General features: G+C 66.9%; 16 protein-coding genes. 5 read left to right on the top strand and 11 right to left on the bottom strand.

Annotated features, from left to right (window positions below):
- Positions 1-10 precede the first annotated feature (10 nt).
- Positions 11-1,540, bottom strand: a complete 1,530-nt coding sequence (gene atpA, locus O9344_RS13440; protein WP_298478052.1) for a F0F1 ATP synthase subunit alpha — start codon at positions 1,538-1,540, stop codon at positions 11-13.
- On the bottom strand, positions 1,540-2,100 hold the full coding sequence (locus O9344_RS13435) for a F0F1 ATP synthase subunit delta (protein ID WP_298478050.1): 561 nt from the start codon (positions 2,098-2,100) through the stop codon (positions 1,540-1,542). Before O9344_RS13435 ends, atpA begins: the two co-directional genes overlap by 1 nt.
- Positions 2,101-2,456: 356 nt before the next feature.
- Between O9344_RS13435 and O9344_RS13430 the strand changes: the two genes are divergently transcribed.
- Together O9344_RS13430 and O9344_RS13425 are read left to right on the top strand one after the other, a co-directional pair.
- Positions 2,457-2,708: a type II toxin-antitoxin system VapB family antitoxin gene (locus O9344_RS13430; protein WP_298478048.1), complete on the top strand. Its 252-nt coding sequence runs from the start codon at positions 2,457-2,459 to the stop codon at positions 2,706-2,708.
- Positions 2,709-2,711: 3 nt separating this feature from the next.
- On the top strand, positions 2,712-3,104 hold the full coding sequence (locus O9344_RS13425) for a type II toxin-antitoxin system VapC family toxin (protein ID WP_298478045.1): 393 nt from the start codon (positions 2,712-2,714) through the stop codon (positions 3,102-3,104).
- A gap of 61 nt (positions 3,105-3,165) precedes the next feature.
- On the opposite strand, the gene O9344_RS13420 is transcribed toward O9344_RS13425, so the two are convergent.
- From O9344_RS13420 to O9344_RS13395, 6 genes are all read right to left on the bottom strand, one after another.
- Positions 3,166-5,373 carry a 3-hydroxyacyl-CoA dehydrogenase NAD-binding domain-containing protein gene (locus O9344_RS13420; RefSeq protein WP_298478043.1) on the bottom strand — a complete coding sequence of 736 codons (2,208 nt, stop codon included), beginning with the start codon at positions 5,371-5,373 and terminating at the stop codon, positions 3,166-3,168.
- 14 nt (positions 5,374-5,387) lie between these two features.
- Positions 5,388-6,596 (bottom strand): acetyl-CoA C-acetyltransferase, encoded by a 1,209-nt coding sequence (locus O9344_RS13415; protein ID WP_298478041.1) that lies wholly within the window; start codon positions 6,594-6,596, stop codon positions 5,388-5,390.
- A 40-nt stretch (positions 6,597-6,636) separates the two neighbouring features.
- Positions 6,637-7,794: an acyl-CoA dehydrogenase family protein gene (locus O9344_RS13410; protein ID WP_298478038.1), complete on the bottom strand. Its 1,158-nt coding sequence runs from the start codon at positions 7,792-7,794 to the stop codon at positions 6,637-6,639.
- A gap of 135 nt (positions 7,795-7,929) precedes the next feature.
- Positions 7,930-9,726 carry an acyl-CoA dehydrogenase C-terminal domain-containing protein gene (locus O9344_RS13405; RefSeq protein WP_298478035.1) on the bottom strand — a complete coding sequence of 599 codons (1,797 nt, stop codon included), beginning with the start codon at positions 9,724-9,726 and terminating at the stop codon, positions 7,930-7,932.
- A 68-nt stretch (positions 9,727-9,794) separates the two neighbouring features.
- Positions 9,795-10,265 (bottom strand): MerR family DNA-binding transcriptional regulator, encoded by a 471-nt coding sequence (locus tag O9344_RS13400; protein ID WP_298478032.1) that lies wholly within the window; start codon positions 10,263-10,265, stop codon positions 9,795-9,797.
- Between the two features lie 370 nt (positions 10,266-10,635).
- Positions 10,636-11,835, bottom strand: coding sequence for a pilus assembly protein TadG-related protein (locus O9344_RS13395; protein WP_298478030.1), 1,200 nt, complete (start codon positions 11,833-11,835; stop codon positions 10,636-10,638).
- 606 nt (positions 11,836-12,441) lie between these two features.
- Between O9344_RS13395 and O9344_RS13390 the strand changes: the two genes are divergently transcribed.
- Both O9344_RS13390 and O9344_RS13385 read left to right on the top strand, forming a co-directional pair.
- Positions 12,442-12,864 carry a cupin domain-containing protein gene (locus O9344_RS13390; RefSeq protein ID WP_298478027.1) on the top strand — a complete coding sequence of 141 codons (423 nt, stop codon included), beginning with the start codon at positions 12,442-12,444 and terminating at the stop codon, positions 12,862-12,864.
- A complete protein-coding gene (locus tag O9344_RS13385; protein WP_298478024.1) occupies positions 12,861-13,640 on the top strand; it encodes a cysteine hydrolase family protein in 780 nt (259 codons plus the stop codon). The genes O9344_RS13390 and O9344_RS13385 overlap by 4 nt, the downstream gene beginning before the upstream one ends.
- A gap of 43 nt (positions 13,641-13,683) precedes the next feature.
- Here the strand turns inward: O9344_RS13385 and O9344_RS13380 are convergent, their stop codons facing one another.
- The 3 genes from O9344_RS13380 to O9344_RS13370 form a co-directional block, all read right to left on the bottom strand.
- Entirely contained in the window at positions 13,684-14,241 is a 558-nt protein-coding gene (locus O9344_RS13380) for a GNAT family N-acetyltransferase (protein WP_298478021.1), read from the bottom strand.
- 5 nt (positions 14,242-14,246) lie between these two features.
- Positions 14,247-16,604: an Orn/Lys/Arg decarboxylase N-terminal domain-containing protein gene (locus O9344_RS13375; RefSeq protein ID WP_298478019.1), complete on the bottom strand. Its 2,358-nt coding sequence runs from the start codon at positions 16,602-16,604 to the stop codon at positions 14,247-14,249.
- Positions 16,605-16,800: 196 nt separating this feature from the next.
- On the bottom strand, positions 16,801-17,709 hold the full coding sequence (locus tag O9344_RS13370) for a hypothetical protein (protein WP_298478016.1): 909 nt from the start codon (positions 17,707-17,709) through the stop codon (positions 16,801-16,803).
- A gap of 166 nt (positions 17,710-17,875) precedes the next feature.
- On the opposite strand from O9344_RS13370, the gene O9344_RS13365 reads away from it, so the two are divergent.
- Positions 17,876-18,424, top strand: coding sequence for a sigma-70 family RNA polymerase sigma factor (locus O9344_RS13365; RefSeq protein WP_298478013.1), 549 nt, complete (start codon positions 17,876-17,878; stop codon positions 18,422-18,424).
- The last annotated feature ends 20 nt before the right edge of the window (positions 18,425-18,444 follow it).

Genomic DNA, 18,444 nt, shown 5'->3' with positions numbered 1-18,444 from the left:
TGTCCGGCGATCAGCCGAACGACGCCGCGAAGCTCTCCACCGCGGCCTTCAGCTTGGCGGCCGTATCGTCGGAGAGGTCCTTCGAGGTGCGGATGGCATCGAGGATGGCGCCCTCGGAGCGCAGCTTGCCGAGCAGACCTTCCTCGAAGGCCTTCACGCGGTTCAGCGGCAGCTTGTCGAGGTAGCCGTTGGTGCCGGCCCAGATGACCGCAACCTGCTCTTCCATCTTCAGCGGCGAGTACTGGTTCTGCTTGAGCAGCTCGGTGAGACGGGCGCCGCGGTTGAGCAGGCGCTGGGTCGTCGCATCGAGGTCCGAGCCGAACTGGGCGAAGGCGGCCATCTCGCGATACTGGGCGAGCTCGCCCTTGATCTTGCCGGCGACCTTCTTCATCGCCTTGGTCTGCGCCGATGAGCCGACGCGCGACACCGAGAGGCCGACGTTCACCGCCGGGCGGATGCCCTGGAAGAACAGGTCGGTCTCGAGGAAGATCTGGCCGTCGGTGATGGAGATGACGTTGGTCGGGATATAGGCCGACACGTCGTTCGCCTGCGTCTCGATGACCGGGAGCGCGGTCAGCGAGCCCTTGCCGGCGTCGTCACCCATCTTCGCCGCGCGCTCGAGCAGGCGGGAGTGGAGATAGAACACGTCGCCCGGATAGGCCTCGCGGCCCGGCGGACGGCGCAGCAGCAGCGACATCTGGCGGTAGGCGACGGCCTGCTTCGACAGGTCGTCATAGATGATGACGGCGTGCATGCCGTTGTCGCGGAAGAACTCGCCCATGGCGCAGCCCGAGAAGGGCGCCAGGAACTGCATCGGCGCCGGGTCCGAGGCGGTGGCGGCGACGACGATCGAGTACTCGAGCGCGCCGTTCTCCTCGAGCGCCTTCACGAACTGGGCGACCGTGGAGCGCTTCTGGCCGACGGCGACGTAGACGCAGTAGAGCTTCTGGTGCTCGTCGGCGCCGGCCACGTTCAGCGGCTTCTGGTTGAGGATGGTGTCGAGGGCAATGGCGGTCTTGCCGGTCTGGCGGTCGCCGATGATCAGCTCGCGCTGGCCGCGGCCGATCGGGATCAGCGCGTCGATCGACTTCAGGCCGGTGGCCATCGGCTCATGCACCGACTTGCGCGGAATGATGCCGGGGGCCTTCACGTCGACGCGGCGACGCTCGGTGGCCTCGATCGGGCCCTTGCCGTCGATCGGGTTGCCGAGGGCGTCGACGACGCGGCCGAGCAGGCCCTTGCCGACGGGGACGTCGACGATGGCGCCGGTGCGCTTGACGGTGTCGCCTTCCTTGATGTCGCGGTCGGCACCGAACAGCACGATACCGACATTGTCGGTCTCGAGGTTCAGCGCCATGCCGCGGATGCCGTTGTCGAACTCGACCATCTCGCCCGCCTGGACGTTGTCGAGACCGTAGACGCGGGCAATGCCGTCACCGACGGAGAGCACCTGGCCGACCTCGGAGACTTCCGCCTCCTGACCGAAGTTCTTGATCTGGTCCTTGAGGATCGCAGAGATTTCAGCGGCGCGGATGTCCATCAGCCGACCTCTTTCATGGCGGTTCGAATCGCGTTGAGCTTGGTGCGAAGGGACGTGTCGATCATCCGCGAGCCGACCTTCACGATCAGCCCGCCGAGGATGGCCGGGTCCACCTTCACGGCGATCTTGGGCTCCTTGCCGAGCACGTCCTTCAGGGCGGACGACAGCGAGGAAGTATGGGTGGGCGAGAGCGCCTCGGCGACCGTCACCTCGGCGACGACTTCGCCGCGCGACTTGGCCACCAGGGCGTTGAAGCCGCGGATGATGCTCTCGATGGCGAAGAGACGGCGATTCGCCGCCACCACCTTGATGAGGTTCGCGGCGATGCCATCGATGCCAGCCTTCGCGAGGATCGCAGCGACCGCCTTGGACTGGTCATCGGAGGAGAAGACCGGGCTCTTCACCAGCCGGCGCAGGTCCTCGGACCCCTCCAGAAGGGCGACGAACCGGCCGAGATCGGCCTGGACCTTGTCCACCTGGCCAGCCTCGCTCGCCAGCTCGAAAAGGGCGGAGGCATAGCGCCCCGCCATGCCGGAAACGGTCTTGTCTTCGCCAGCCACCGCGTCTCTCGCGCTTGAGGCGTCGAGACCTCCGGTCCCCATGTGCCGCCCCGCTATCGCGCGGTGACATCAAACCGTTGTCTCGACTGGGAAATTCAGCCCCGGAAGTGGGCCATGACGGTGGCCTGCCCCCGAAGTCGGCTGTCCGGTAGCACACGTATTCTCATGGTGCAACGCCATGCGCGCCGTGTGCCTCTGCACCAAAGGTCGCGGAGCCGCGGCTTTCCACGGGTTTCGACCCGGATGGTCCGACAGCGCATCGGTGAAAGGGACAGGCGCAAGCATCAGTCCTGTCGGCGGCCATGGCGATCTGCTATATTCCCAAGAAGACAAACAGGAAGCTAGGAAGAACCGAGATGGCACTGAACATCAAGGATCCGGAGGCGGACCGGCTGGCACGCCAGGTCGCCGACATGACGGGCGAGAGCATCACCCGGGCCGTGGTCATCGCCCTCAAGGAGAAGCTGGCGCGCGAGGAGCGGCGGCAGGTGGATGTGGAGGTGCTGGTCGATGACGTTCTAGGCATCGCGCGCAGTCTCGCCGGCGTGCCGGTGCTCGATCAGCGCAGTGACGAGGCGATCCTAGGCTTCGACACGATGGCGGAGTGACCCATGGTGATCGACACATCGGCGCTGCTCGCCATCCTGTTCTCCGAGCCCGAGGCGCCCGCGCTCATCCGCGCCATCGCGCAGGACGGGACGCGGCTCATGTCGGCGGGGAGCGTACTGGAGGCCGGCATCATCGCGCAGGCCCGCAAGGGCGACGCCGGTGGCCATGCGCTCGACCTCATGATCCTCAAGCTCGGCATCGTCGTGGTCGCGATGACGCCGCATCACGCCGATCTCGCCAGACGCGCCTTTCGTCTGTTCGGCAAGGGCCAGGCCAAAGCCGGCCTCAACTACGGCGACTGCATCGCCTACGCCCTGGCACGGGACACCGGCGAGCCCCTGCTCTTCAAGGGCGACGATTTCAGGCAGACGGACATCGCCGCGGTGCCGTGGTAGCCCCCAAACGCAACGGGCGGCCCGAAGGCCGCCCGCGCATCCCCTCGCAATCCGCGAAGCCTCAGGCGGCGGCCTTCCGACCGGCCATGCGGCCGTAGAAGGTCTCACCGGTCTCGGCCATCTCGCGCAGCAGCTTGTTCGGCGTGAAGCGGTCGCCGTACTTCGCCGCGAGCGCGTCGCACTTCGTGACGAAGGCCTTGGTGCCGATCATGTCGATGTAGCTGAGCGTGCCGCCGGACCAAGGTGCGAAGCCGAAGCCGAGGATGGAGCCGACATCCGCCTCGCGCGGATCGGTGACCACCCCCTCCTCGACGCAACGGGAGGCCTCCAGCGCCGTCGTGATCAGCAGCCGGTCGATGATCTCCTGGCGGTCGATCGCGTCCGGGTCCTGCTGGCTGCCGACAAAGGCCTTGAGGCCCGGCCAGATCGTCTTCTTGCCGTTGTCGAGGTACTCGTAGAAGCCCTTCTTGGCCTTCTTGCCGACGCGGCCCTCCTGCTCGACCAGGAAGGTCAGCAGCTTCTCCTGTTGCGGATCGACGGCCTGGGTGCCGACCTGCGCCTTGGTGGCCTTGAGGATCTTGAGGCCGAGGTCGATGGCGACCTCGTCGTTGAGGGTCAGCGGCCCGACCGGCATGCCCGCCTGCTTGGCGAGATTGTCGATCATGACGGGGGGCACGCCCTCCATCACCATCAGGTGGGCTTCCTTGATGTAATTGCCGACGCAGCGGTTCACATAGAAGCCGCGGGTGTCGTTGACCACGATCGGCGTCTTCTTGATCGCCTTGACGTAGTCGAGGGCGACCGCAAGCGCCTTATCGCCGGTCTTCTCGGCCATGATGATCTCGACCAGCATCATCTTGTCCACCGGCGAGAAGAAGTGGATGCCGATGAACTGCTCGGGGCGCACCGAGGCCTTGGCGAGGCCGGTGATCGGCAGGGTCGAGGTGTTGGAGGCGAAGATCACGTCGGGGCGGATCACCGCTTCCGTCTTCTTGATGACGTCGGCCTTCACCGCCGGGTCCTCGAACACCGCCTCGATGATGAGGTCGACGTCCTTGAGGTCGGCATAGTCGGCGGTGGTCTTGATCTTGGCGAGCAGCGCCTCGCGCTGCGCCGAGGTGGCACGGCCCTTGTTGACCTGGTCGGTCATCAGCTTGTGGGTATAGGCCTTGCCCTTCTCGGCCGCCTCCACGTCGCGGTCGAGCAGGACGACGTCCATGCCGGCCTGCGCCGTGACATAGGCGATGCCCGCGCCCATGAAGCCGGCGCCGAGCACGCCGACCGTCTTGAGCTGCGTCGCCGGCACGCCGGCAGGACGGCGAAGGCCCTTGCCGAGCGCGCCCATGGAGACGAAGAGCGAGCGGATCATCGCCTGGGCCTGCGGCGAGCGCAGGACCGAGGCGAAGTAGCGCGACTCGATACGCAGCGCGGTGTCCATGGGGACCAGAAGACCCTCATAGACCGCGCTCATGATGGCGCGGGCGCCCGGATAATTGTCATAGGTCTCCTTGCGGTAGATGGCATTGGCCGGCGGCCAGACCATCATGCCGCCAGCCGAATAGACCGGACCGGAGGGGAGCTTGAACTTCGGCTTGTCCCAGGGCTTCACCGGGTCGACGCCGGCCTTCAGCCTGGCCTTCGCCGCCTCGATCAGCTTGTCGGCGGGAACGATCTCGTCGATCAGGTTCATCGCCTTGGCGCGGTCGGCCTTGAGCTGGTCGCCCTTCAAGAGCATCTGCAGCGCCGACTGGATGTCGGCCATGCGCGGCACGCGCTGGGTGCCGCCGGCGCCGGGGAACAGGCCGACCTTCACCTCGGGCAGGCCGACGCGCAGCTTCGGATTGTCCGAGGCGATGCGGGCGTGGCAGGCCAGCGCGATCTCGAAGGCGCCGCCGAGGCACATGCCGTTGATGGCGCAGACGAAGGGCTTGCCGCAGGTCTCGATCTTACGCAGCACCAGCGAATAGGCGCGGCTCTGCTCGAAGAAGTCGGCCATGGCCGCCTCGGGGCCCTTGGCCTTGATCGCGTCCTTGAAGGTCTGGCCGAGGCGCTCGAGCATGGTGAGGTCGGCGCCGCCCGAGAACGTGTCCTTGCCCGAGGTGATGACGACGCCCTTGACCGCCGGATCGGCGACGGCGGCATCCACCGCGGCATTGAGGTCATGGCCGACGGACTCGTCGATGACATTCATCGACTTGCCCTGCATGTCCCAGGTGAGGAGCGCGATGCCGTCGGAATCGACGACCCAAGTGAAGTTCTTGAGGTTCATGGTCATCACTCCTCTCACACGCGCTCGATGATGGTGGCGGTGCCCATGCCGGCGCCGATGCACAGCGTCACGAGGGCGGTGGATTTGCCGGTGCGCTCCAGTTCGTCGAGCACCGTGCCGAGGATCATGGCGCCGGTGGCGCCCAGCGGATGGCCGAGCGCGATGGCGCCGCCGCAGACATTGATCTTGTCGTGCGGGATGTCGAAGGCCTGCATGTAGCGCAGCACCACCGAGGCGAAGGCCTCGTTCAGCTCGAAGAGGTCGATGTCGGAGAGCTGCATGCCCGCCTTCTTCAGCAGCTTCTTGGTGACGTCCACCGGGCCGGTGAGCATCAGCGCCGGCTCGGAGCCGATATTGGCGAAAGCTCGGATGCGGGCGCGGGGCTTCAGGCCGGAGGCCTTGCCGGCCTCGGCCGAGCCGAGGAGCACGGCGGCGGCGCCGTCGACGATACCGGAGGAATTGCCGGCATGGTGGACGTGGGTGACGCCCTCAAGCTCGGGATGGGCCTGGATCGCCACGGCGTCGAAGCCGCCGGCCTCGCCCATCATCACGAAGGAGGGGTTGAGGCTCGCCAGCGACTGCATGGTCGTGGTCGGGCGCATGTGCTCGTCGCGGTCGAGGATGGTGAGGCCGTTCATGTCCTTCACCGGGATGACCGAGTTCTTGAACCGGCCCTCTTCCCAGGACTTGGCGGCGCGCTTCTGGCTCTCCACCGCATAGGCGTCGACGTCGTCGCGGGAGAAGCCGTACTTGGTGGCGATGAGATCCGCCGAGATGCCCTGCGGCATGAAGTAGCTCTTCACCGCGATGGACGGGTCGACCGGCCAGGCACCGCCCGAGGCGCCCATGCCGACGCGCGACATGCTCTCGACGCCGCCGCCGATGACGAGGTCGTGCTGGCCGGCCATGACCTGCGCCGCGGCGAAGTTCACCGCATCGAGGCCCGAGGCGCAGAAGCGGTTGATCTGGATGCCGGGGACGATGTCGCCATAGTCGGCCTTGAGGGCGGCGACGCGGGCGATGTCGCTGCCCGCCTCGCCCACCGGATCGACGCAGCCGAGGACGACGTCGTCGACGAGGCTGGTGTCGAGGCCGTTGCGGGCCTTGAGGGCGCGCAGCGTCGTGGTGGCGAGCTCAAGGGCGGTCACCTCGTGGAGGGCCCCGTCGGACTTGCCCTTGCCGCGCGGCGTGCGCACGTGGTCGTAGACGAAGACGTCGGTCATGCGGGTTCCTCCCCGGTGGTTCGGTTGAGCGCTGCGCTGGTCAGAGCGAGCGTGCGATCAGGATCTTCATGATCTCGTTGGTGCCGCCGTAGATGCGCTGGATGCGCGCGTCCCGGTACATCCGCGAGATCGGATATTCGTCCATGAAGCCATAGCCGCCGAAGAGCTGGAGGCAGCGGTCGACGATGGTGTTCTGCAGGTCGGAGAGCTTGTACTTCGCCATGGAGGCCATGACGGTGTCGCACTTGCCCTCGATGTGGAGGCCGACGCAGGTCTCGTAGAAGATCTTGGCCATGGTGGCCTCGGTCTTCATGTCGGCGAGCTCGAACTGGGTGTTCTGGAAATCGATCACCGCCTTGCCGAAGGCCTTGCGCTCCTTGACGTAGTCGATGGTCAGCGTCAGCGCCCGCTCGATCATGCCGACGGCGGCGCCGGCGATGGTCAGGCGCTCCTGCGGCAGGGCCCGCATCATCTGGTAGAAGCCCTGGTTCGGCTCAGGCCCGAGCAGCGCCTCGGCCGGCAGCTTCATGTCGTCGAAGAATAGCTCGGACGTGTCGGCCCAGTCGAGGCCGAGCTTCTTCAGCTTGCGGCCGCGGCGGAAGCCCGGCGCGTTCTCCGTCTCGACGGCAAAGAGCGAGGTGCCCTTGGCGCCGGCGGACGGGTCGGTCTTGGCGGCGACCAGGATGAAATTGGCGTGCTGGCCGTTGGTGATGAAGGTCTTCGAGCCGTTCAGCACCCAGCCATTGCCGGAGCGCTCGGCCTTGGTGCGGATGCCCTGGACGTCGGAGCCGGCCCCGGGCTCGGTCATGGCCAGCGCCGCGATGAGTTCGCCGGTGGCCATCTTCGGCAGCCAGGCGCGCTTCTGCTCCTCGGTGCCGTAATGGAGGAGGTAGGGCGCGACGATCGGCCCGTGGATGGCCCAGCCCCAGCTGTCGGCACCGGCCATGGCGATCTGATGGGCGATGACCGCCTCGTGGCTATAGTCGCCGCCCGACCCGCCATATTCCTCGGGGATCGAGGCCGAGAGCAGGCCGGCATCCGCCGCCTTGATCCAGGCGTCGCGGTCCATGACGCCCTCCTCCGACCAGCGGTCGAGGTTCGGCGTGAATTCCTTGGCGAGGAAGGCCCGCGCGCTTTCCGCGAGCATGTCGTGCTCTTCGGTGCGCCAGGCGGGCTTCGGCAGGTTCAGCGCGCTCATTGGGGTCTCCCTTGCAGTCTTTTTTGGCCGCTTGTCGGCCCTGGTGTGCAGTTACACCACCGGGCGCCGCGGCTCTGGAAGAGGGCCTTACGGGGGAGCCGGCCTGGGGCCGGCTCCCATGCGTTCTCCATCCAATCAGAACGCGTCGGCGGCGAGCGCCATCATCGAATCCGCACCCGCCTGGATGCGGGCGAGATGGGCGCCGGTCTCCGGCATCATCTGCTCGAAGAAGAAGCGCGCCGTGACCAGCTTGGCGTTCATGCGGTCGGTGGAGCCATTGGCGCCGGCAACGAGCTTTTCCTGCGCCACCTTGGCCATCTTCGCCCACATGTAGCCCATGGCGACGAGGCCGAACATGTGCATGTAGGGAGTGGAGCCGGCACCAGCATTGTCGGGCTTCGCCATGGCGTTCTGCATGAACCACATGGTGGCCGCCTGCAGCTCCTTCAGGCCCTTCGACAGCGAGCCGATGAAGGGGCCGACCGTGGCGTCGTCCTTGTTCTGGGCGCAGAAGGTGCCGACCTCGTTGAAGAAGCTCATCACCGCACGGCCGCCATTGGCGCCGAGCTTGCGGCCGACGAGGTCCAGCGCCTGGATGCCGTTGGCGCCCTCGTAGATCATGGCGATGCGGGCATCGCGGACGAACTGGCCCATGCCCCACTCGTTGATGTAGCCGTGGCCGCCATACATCTGCTGGGCCTTCACGGCATTATCGAAGCCGAGATCGGTGAGCACGCCCTTGATGATCGGCGTCATCAGGCCGAGATGGTCCTCCGCCTTCTGGCGCTCGGCCGCATCCTCCGAGCGATGCGACACGTCAGCCATCAGCGCCGTCCACAGCATCAGCGCGCGGCCGGCCTCGTTCACGGCGCGCAGCGTCATCAGCGTGCGGCGCACATCCGGGTGGACGATGATCGGGTCGGCGGCCTTCTCCGGCGCCTTCGTGCCGGAAAGCGAGCGGCCCTGGATGCGGTCCTTCGCATAGGCAACCGCGTTCTGATAGGCGACCTCCGACTGCGACAGGCCCTGGACGCCGACCGAGAGGCGCGCCTCGTTCATCATCACGAACATGGCGTTGAGGCCCTTGTTCTCGTGGCCGACGACCCAGCCGGTGGCCTCGTCATAGTTCATGACGCAGGTGGCATTGCCGTGGATGCCCATCTTCTCCTCGATCTTGCCGCAGGAGACGCCGTTGCGCTGGCCCGGCTTGCCGTCCGGGGTGGGCAGGAACTTCGGCACGACGAAGAGCGAAATGCCCTTGGTGCCGGCCGGCGCGCCCTCGATGCGGGCAAGGACGAGGTGGACGATGTTCTCGGCCATGTCGTGCTCGCCGGCCGAGATGAAGATCTTCTGGCCGGAGATCTTGTAGGAGCCGTCACCGTTCGGCACGGCCTTGGTGCGCAGCATGCCGAGATCCGTGCCGCAATGCGGCTCGGTCAGGTTCATCGTGCCGGTCCACTCGCCGGTGGTCATCTTCGGCAGGTAGGTGCGCTTGATCTCGTCATTGGCATGGACATGCAGGGCCGCCATGGCGCCCTGGGTCAGGCCCGGATACATGCCCCAGGCGAGGTTGGCCGAGGACATGAACTCGCCGACCACGGTGTTGACGGTGGCAGGCAGGCCCTGCCCGCCATATTCCGGATCGAAGGCGAGGCCCATCCAGCCGCCGTCCTGGTACTGCTTGTAGGCCTCCTTGAAGCCCGGCGGCGTCGTGACAGTGCCATCGGCATTGCGGCGGCAGCCGACCGTGTCGCCCACCACGTTGAGGGGCTGGAGGACCTCCTCGCAGAACTTGGCGCCCTCGTTGACGATGGCCTCGACGAGGTCGCGCGGCGCATCGGCGAAGCCCGGCAGGTTGCCATAGGCTTCCATTTTCAGGACGTCATAGAGCACGAACATCGTGTCTTCGATGGGAGCCTTGTAGGTCGGCATGGTCTCATCTCCTCCGAGAGGGGCACCTTTCGGCGCCGCGTGCTGGGCCGCCTCACGGCGGCGGGATGTCAGTCCTTGGACGCCGAGGCGCCGATGGCCGCGAGGCGTTCGTCGATCACGCCGATCGCTCGCTGCAATTCGTTCATGGCGGTGTCGATGTCGCGGCGCTGGGCGGCCAGGCGTCCGACCTGTTCGCGATACTTGGTCCGCGCCACCTTCATCTGTGTGACGCCGCCGTCGCCGAGGTCGTAGAGGTCGAGCATCGCCTTGACCTCCTCCAGCGAGAAGCCGACCCACTTGCCCATAAGAACGAGGCGCAGGCGTGACCGGTCGCGGCGGGAATAGAGCCGGTCCTGGCCTTGGCGCTTGGGCGCCAGCAGGCCCTTCTCCTCGTAGAAACGCAGGGCGCGGGCGGTGAGGCCGAACTCGCGCGTCAGCTCACGGATGGTGAAGACCTCCTTCTCGGAGGCCTTGCCGGTGCGCGCCAGCAGCTCGGCGAGCGTGGCGCCGCCGTCCCGGGCGAGGTCCTGTTCGGCCATGCGGCTCACCGGCGTCGGTCTCCCGTGGAGGGCTCAGGCTGACTTCGCCTTTTGTCTAACTCACGTTTACGTAAACGTCAACATCGGGAGAAGGGCGGATGGGGCGGGAGACGGTCCGCGGCGACAGCGCCGACCATGCTCAGCACGCCGTTCGATGGCGCCCGGCACATCCCCGGTCATCACCGGATCAGCCGCGATGGAGGCGCCGCCGCTCTTGGTCCTGGCTGCCCGTTTCCTTGAAGCTCGCCGCTCACGCCGACGTCGTCGAAGCGCCGGGGCCAGCACGGCCGCCCCCTGACCGATGACCGTCACGGATGCGACATGCCGCATCCTAAAACGACCAGGGCAAGCGCCCGGCCCGCGCCGGCCATCACTGCGACAGGCGCACCGGCGACGCCGCCGTGAACAGCGCCACGAAGGCCGACCGGATGGCATCGGCATCCGAGGCGGCGGTGAAATAGCGGCCGGCGCAGCGCCGCATCACGATGGGAATGTCGTCGACCCGCGTGGCCCCGCCATGCAGGCCGGGCTGGCCGAGGGTCGCGTTGTACCCCCAGTCCCAGGGCAGCGGCAGGTAGGGTGTATTGATGATCGCCACCGTGTTGCCGCGCGACTTCAGCGTGTCGCAGAAGGCCATGTTGAAGGCCCGGACCTGGGCCCGCAGGGGCGTGTTCCAAGTCCAGGCGCGGGTCGGATCGTTGACGCCGTCGGTGGCGATCATCACCAGTTTCCGCGCGTCCTGCCGCGACGCGCCGGACCCGGACGTGCCGACGGCCGTGACGAAATTCCCAATCAGATCGTCGAACCGGGTGGCGGCCGACTCCTCGTTGGAGGCCAGGGCCGGCGCGGGGAAGTTGTTCGCCACCCGTGTCAGGTCGGAGGTGAGGTTCACCAGTCGGCGCATGTCATGGTCGAAGGACCAGAGCTCAACCCGCACGCGCCCCGACAGGCTCTGCCGGGAGCGGATGTGGTTCAGGAGGTTCTCCACGCCCTGGTTCACCACCTGGTAGCGCATGAGGATGTTGTTGCGGACCGCCCAGGCATAGGTGTCCGATCCGTCGGTCTTGTTGTGGCAGGCCAGCGCGCAGCCGGTGCCGCTGCTCATGCGGGTGATGCCCGCGCTCGTCGCGGGGAGAAGCATCGACGCGGAAATATCGATCAGCAGGTAGATGTTGAGGAATGGCTCTACCGATGCCTGCGTCTGCGAGCGCACCTCCATCGGCATGCTCGGGAAACCAAAGAGCCCCATGAAGGCGTTGACCTGGGCGAAGCTGGCGGTGCCATTGCCGGAAATGGTCAACCCGCTCAGGCCGAACCGGGCGTCGAATGTGGCGCCGGACCCGAAATTCGACTGGAAGAACGCCAGCGCGGTGCCGCGGGCGGAGGCCAGCGCCGTGGCTTCGACAGTGCCGCGATCGAGCTCCGTCTTGGCAGCCACGACCCCGGCCAGGACGGCCGCATCACTCGCGGCCTGAAGCCGGGCCTGCTGAACCGAGGCGCGGGTGAAGTCGACAGCCGACCCCAGGAGGCCGATCAGGGGAAGCGCCACCAGCGCGAAGACCGTTGCCACGCTGCCAGTCCGGGCCCGTCGGAAACGACGGAACACGTCTCCCGTGGAGATCCAACGGGCCCTCCGCCGCAATGCCTTGCCCGCCACAGAAATCATCCAAAACATTCATCGCCCTTTTTCAAGGAGCACAATGTTCAGAATTCTACCTTGGGTTGATGCATGAATACTTAATTGTACGGACCCAGCACATTATACAGACAGTTTCGTATATTTGCGCGATAGAGGTTGTTCTCAGAGTCCTCCTCCCACAAAATCAGTTTCAATAATCATTGTTGTTCTAGAGTTTTTATTTCCAGAATGACTGATACATAGAAAATCGTGTTTGTAGCCTGTGCTTTGGCGACATCCGTGGGCACCGGGCGGGACGACACGACGCACACGGGCCGGACGGACAGGCCATTGGCAGGCCCCCTCGCTCCTGCCCCGGCCATCGCCAGATCGGCGCCCCCTGAGGACCCGCGACGATAGCGCGCACCTGTTCCCGGCCTCGCGAAGGGCGCCTTGCTTCCTTTCTCGCCGTTCTGCCCGCTTCTTGCGCTTGCGGGCGGCTGTCGGCTGCGGCGAGATCGCGTCGAGGAATGCCGCAGCGCGGAGAGGACTGAACCGATGAGCCACATGCTCGCCAATGCCCGCATGGCGGACGTCTTCCAGATCAGCCCCACCGACACGAATTATTTCGCGGTGCTGTTCGACCCCAAGAGGGGCGCGAGCGAAGCCATCTTCCTCATCGAGATCTTCAATGTCGGCGGCGCCACACCGCCGAACACCCACGTGGCGGCCCAGGAGTTTTTCTACGTTCTGGAGGGCGAGGGCATCGCCCGCTGCGACGGCAAGGCGACGCCGGTGAAGAAGGGCGATGCCGTCCTGGTCCATCCCGGCACCGAGCACATCCTCGAGAACACCGGCGCAGGCAAGCTCTACACCCTGACGGTGATGACCCCGAACGAAGGCTTCTCCGAGCTGATCCGCAGCGGCCAGCGGGTCGAACTCGACGACGAGGATCGCCGCGTTCTCGGTGGCCTGCTGTGAGCGAGGCCGCGGCGGAGGGACCGGTTGCCCTCGGCGCCTCTCCGAGAACCGCCTGGCGCGTGTCGCCGCAGGCGGCGAACCTCGTGCGGGCGCCGATCGCGCCGCGGCCGCTGACCCTGGCGACCGGCACGCGCGAGGTCACGGTCGATCTCATGCGCACGGCGATGATCGTCATCGACATGCAGAACGACTTCTGCCACCCGGACGGCTGGCTCGCCCATATCGGCGTCGACATCGCGCCGGCGCGGCGGCCAATCGCCCCGCTTCAGCGCCTGCTGCCGGCCTTGCGGCAAGCCGGCGTGCCCATCGTCTGGGTCAATTGGGGCAACCGGCCGGATCGGCTGAACCTCAGCCCGGCTCTGCTTCACGTCTACAACCCCACCGGAACAGGTGTCGGCCTCGGCGACCCGCTGCCCGCAACCGGCGCAAGAGTGCTCGAATTCGGATCCTGGTCCGCGGCGGTCGTCGAGGAATTGACCATCGCGCCATCGGACATCGAGGTCGCGAAGTATCGCATGTCCGGTTTCCCGGACACGCCGCTGGACAGCATCCTGCGCACACTGGGGATCACCACGCTGCTGTTCGGCGGCGTCAACATGGACCAGTGCGTCCTGTGCACGCTGCAGGACGCCAACTTCCTCGGCTATGACTGCCTGCTCGTCGAGGATTGCGCTGCGACCACCTCGCCCGACTACTGCCACGCCGCAACCGTCTACAACGTCAACCAGTGCTTCGGCTTCGTCGTGCAGTCCGACGCCCTGCTTCAGGGGCTCTGATCCGCCTCACCTGCAGCACCGGGCCGCGGCCCCGATTCAGGCCTCATCGCGACAGCGGCAGCGGCGGCGGCGGGGCGGTGCTGCCGGGGCCAAGCGACCGCTGCACCATGACGCTGTCAGCCCAGCGCCCGTAGCGCCAGGCGACCGCCGGCAGATGCGCGACGCGCTTGAAACCGAAAGCGTCATGCAGGCCGAGCGAGGCCGCGTTGTCGGCATCCACATAGCCGATCATCTGCCGGAAGCCGGCGGCGGCGCAGGTATCGATCAGTTCCCCGAGCAATGCCCGGCCGATGCCGCGGCCGAGCTGGTCGTGATGCACATAGATCGAGTGCTTCACGGCGTAGCGATAGGCCGGGCGCTTGCGGAACAGCACCACATAGGCATAGCCGACGACGCGGCCGTCGATGATCGCCACGAGATGCGGATAGCGCCGCGTCCTGAGATTCTTGCGCCGCTCCCGGAGGTCATCAGGGTCAGGCGTGTCGCCGTCCTCCACGCCCTCCTCGATGCCGCGCCGGATGTGGTGGCGGTAGATGGCCAGCATGTCCTCGACATCCTGGTCGCGGGACGGCCTGACGGTAATGCCGGGATGGGCCTCCATCCCCCTCACTCCGCCACGACATAGGTGTGGAGGCGCACGCGGCCGTCCTCGCCGACCTCGCGATAGACGCCCTGGATCTCGACCTCGAAGCCGGGGAAGGTGTTGAAGCAGGTCTCGAACATCTTGAGATAGTCGATCATCGGCTTGGCCTTGTCGGTCAGCCGTTCGCCGGGCACGACCGTGGCGATGCCCGGCGGATAGACGACGAAGGGCGTCGTGGCGATGCGCCCGGCAATCTGGTCGATGGGCAGGTAGTCGACGTCGTTCCGCACGAGGCAGCGGGCGGCATCGTGGGGCGACATCGCCATGTCAGGCAGGTGGTCGAGGGAGAACTGCCGGGCCTGCAGCCCGCTCACATCCGCGGAACGGAAGAAGGCGTGCATCTCGCCGCACAGGTCGCGCAGCCTCGCGCCGGCATAGCGCTGCGGCCGGCGGCGGAAGAATTCCGGGATCGCTTCCTCCAGCAGGACGTTGTCGTCGTGCAGCTTCTTGAAGGCCACCAGCCCGCTGACCAGCGTGCCCGCCTTGCTCGCCTCGACGCCGGGGGTCAGCAGGAAGAGCATGGAGTTGAGGTCGTTCTTCTCCGGCACGATGCGGTTCTCGCGCAGGAACTGCGCGACGACCGGCGCGGGAATGCCATGGTCGGCATAGCGGCCGGTGGCGCGGTCGAAGCCGGGGGTGAGCAACGTCAGCTTGTTCGGGTCGGTGATGGCGAAGCCCTTCGCCATATCGGGGAAGCCGTGCCAGGCCGCGCCCGGCGCCAGCTCCCAGAACGAGGCGTCGGCGATCAGCTGGTCGGTGCTGACCGATTCCCACGCGACGTCGTGGACGCCGCCCTCCCGCGCCGCGTCCGGAATGGAGACCCGATCGGGCACGAAGGGCTCGAAGAACCAGCGGCGCTCGGCGCGCTGCTCCTTCTCCTCGAACTCGCGCCGCACGGCGCGGATCTTCTTGCGCAGCTCGATGCCGAGCCGGATCGTGTCATCCCACAGCACGACGCCCGAGCGGCCCTTCATCATCTGCGCCCCGACATCGAGCGAAGCGAAGAGCGGATAGAAGGGCGAGGTTGAGGCGTGCTGCATGAAGCTCTCATTGAAGCGGCGATGCTCGACGCGCCGCTTCTGCCCCTTGATGTGCCGGTCCTTGATGTGGATCTGCGACGCCTGGCTGAAGCTCGCCAGCTGCTTGTGCGTCGACTGGGTGGCGATGATGCCGGGGGCATCCGGCCCGAGCTCGCCGAGACCCATGGCGAAGCGCCCGGCATAGAGCGGGTGGAACTTCATGAAGCCCGCCCAGGCCTCGTCGAAGAGGATGTAGTCGCACAGGTGGCCGATGCTCTTGAGGATCACCTCGGCGCTGTGGATCGTGCCGTCATAGGTGCACTGCTCGACCACCGCCACGCGGAAGGGGCGCGGCTTCTTCCAGGCCTCGGGGTCCTTGACCAGCGGATGGGTGCGGATCCGCTCGCGCAGCGCCGCCTCGTCGAGCGCATCGTGGCGCATCGGGCCGATCAGGCCCCAGGGGTTGCGGGTCGTCGGCACATAGACGGGGATGCCGCCGGCCATCAGCAGCGCGCCGTGATGGGCGGCCTTGTGGTTGTTGCGGTCGAACAGCACGAGGTCGCCGTCGGTGACGAGGGCGCCGAGGGCAATCTTGTTGGAAGCCGACGTGCCATTCAGCACGAAATAGGTCTTCTCCGCGCCGAAGATCTTCGCCGCCTCCTTCTGCGCGTGGAGGGCCGGCCCCTCGTGGGTCAGGAGGTCGCCGAGGTCGAGGACGGAATTGTCGAGGTCGTCGCGGAACACCGCCTCGCCGAGATGCTCCATGAACACCCGACCGATCGGGCTGCGGCTGTAGAACACGCCGCCATTGTGCCCGGGGCAGGTCCAGAGCTGGTTGCCCTCCTCCGCATAGTCGACGAGCTGGCCGAAGAACGGCGTCTTCAGCGTCTCGGCATATTGCTTGAGCCGGCTGATGAGGTTCTTGGCGATGAAGGTCGGGGTCTCCTCGGAGAGGAAGACATAGCCGTCGATGAAATCGAGCACCTCCACCGGCAGGTCCTCGAAGCGCTTGCGGCGGATCAGCAGGATGATGGGGAAGTCGAGGCCGCGGCGGCGCATCAGATTGATCAGGGCGGAGGTGCGGCCCTCCAGGCCCTTCTTGCCCCAGTCGACGACCATGCAGCCGATAGCGGCATCGGTCTGAACGGCGATCTCGGCATCCTCGAGCTTCGGCGCCTTGACCACCTCGAAGCCCGACCGCTCGATCTCGCCGACGATCTGGTGGAAGCGCTGTCCCTCCAGGTCGTCCTCGTCGAAGGCCGGCGTCGCGAAAAGGAAGTTGAAGCGCTTGAAATAGTCCATCCGACCCATGCTCCTGTTGTGCGGCTGTGTCGGCGCGTTTTGTGACATCGCGGTGACACCGGCCGGACCGGAGGCGAAGGCCGCCGCCGATTCGATGCCCTTCGGCAGCTTGGCTGACAGTGCCATCAAAATGCGGCGGTCGTCCGTCCCATCGACAAGGGCCAGGGCGAGCGCGGGCAGCGCCGTGGCCAGCGCGTCACGCCAGCAGGTCGAGGACTGGCATCGCGCCGGGCTCAGCGCTCGTGGCATCGGGCGCGGAGAGCTCGTCCACCTCGTGAGTCATCGAGCGGCTCGCCTTCTCGATCTCGTCGATCTCGGCGGGATCGGCCTTCTCCTGTTTGAGCCGGCGGGCGGCTTCCTGGAGAAGCTGGCGGGCCTGGCGTGCCGCGTCCTTGAACTGTTCGATATCCTCGCGGTCGGCCTGTGCCTTCGCCCCGCGTGAGGCGATATCATGGGCGGCGGCGCGATAGGCATCGGCGACCTGCTGCCGCCGCTCCTCGTCAGTCGGTGGCCGCTCCGTGCCGGCGCTGCCGGCATCCGGCGCCTTGCCGGCCTCCCCGGTCTTCGCCGGATCAGGGGCGGGCGATGCGGACGCCTTGTCCTCGCCCTGCGGGTTCCTGGCGTCCGATGCGGTCTCGGCGCCCGTCTGCCCTGCCGCCGTCCCCGGGGCCTGATCGGAGGGTGTCGCCTCAGCCGGCGCCTCGCTGGCCGCCGCCGCGCCATAGTCGCGCGCCGCCTCGCGGATCTCCTGGGCGATCTGCCTGGCCTGCCGCGCCATGGCCTTGGGATCGCCGCTGAACATCCGCAGCATCTGCAGCTTGGCCTTGGCCTGGTCGAGCTTCTGCTTCGCCGCGGCCTTGCGATCGGTGGCCATGGAGGCGGTGGCCTGCTGCAGCTTGCCGAGCGTTTCCTGCGCCGCCACGTGCTTCGCCCGCGCCTCTGGCGAGAGCTGCACCGTGTCCGCGAGCGCTGCCGTAGGGTCGGCCCGCCCCGTGGCCTGCACCCCGGCACCGGCTGCTGCGGGTCGCGGCATGCCGGTGGCGAGCAAGACGGAGAGGGCCGAGGTGGCAGGAGCCAAGGTCATGGCGCTGGACGGGCGGGTCATGAAAATCGACTTGCGGCAAAATGGATCGGCCGCATCAGATGCTGTTAACCCTAACGAACCGTTACACAGCCGGATCGGCCCGTGGCACGACGACCGGCTTTCGCGGATCGCCGCCGCGTGTAACGAATGCCGACGTCCATCCGTAACCCCCAATGAAGGTCCACGTTTGAGAGACCGGAACGACGACTGGAGCGCCTGGATGCGGGCGGCACTGGCGGGCGACGAGGCGGCCTATGGGCGCCTCCTCCGCGAGCTGACCCCGTTTCTGCGGACCATCGCCCGCTCCGGCCTGGCGCGGGCGGGCCGTGGCACCGCGGAGGCGGAGGACATCGTGCAGGAGGTGCTGATCGCCGTCCACACCAAGCGCACCAGCTGGATCCCGACGGAGCCGCTGGTGCCGTGGCTGCGCGCCATCACCAAGCATAAGCTCATCGACCACCTGCGCCGACGCGGCGGCACCGGCCATGTCGATATCGACGACCTCGCGGAGGTCATCGCCTCACCGTCGGAGGAACCGGGCATCGCCACGCGCGACGTGGTGAAGCTGGCGGAAGGCCTGCCATCCGGGCAGAAGGCCGTCATCCACGCCATGTTCGTCGATGGCCATGACACCAAGGGCACGGCTGCGGCCCTGTCGATGAGCGAGGGCGCGGTGCGCGTCGCGCTGCATCGAGGCCTCGCGGGCCTTGCCAAGATGCTGCGCGGCACGGTGTGAGCGGGTGGATATCGGGACGA

The sequence above is a fragment of the Phreatobacter sp. genome, from assembly GCF_027532945.1.
Taxonomy (GTDB): Bacteria; Pseudomonadota; Alphaproteobacteria; order Rhizobiales; family Phreatobacteraceae; genus Phreatobacter.
The sequence above is the reverse complement of the archived record's forward strand: the minus strand, read 5'-3'. Positions and strand labels throughout refer to the sequence as shown.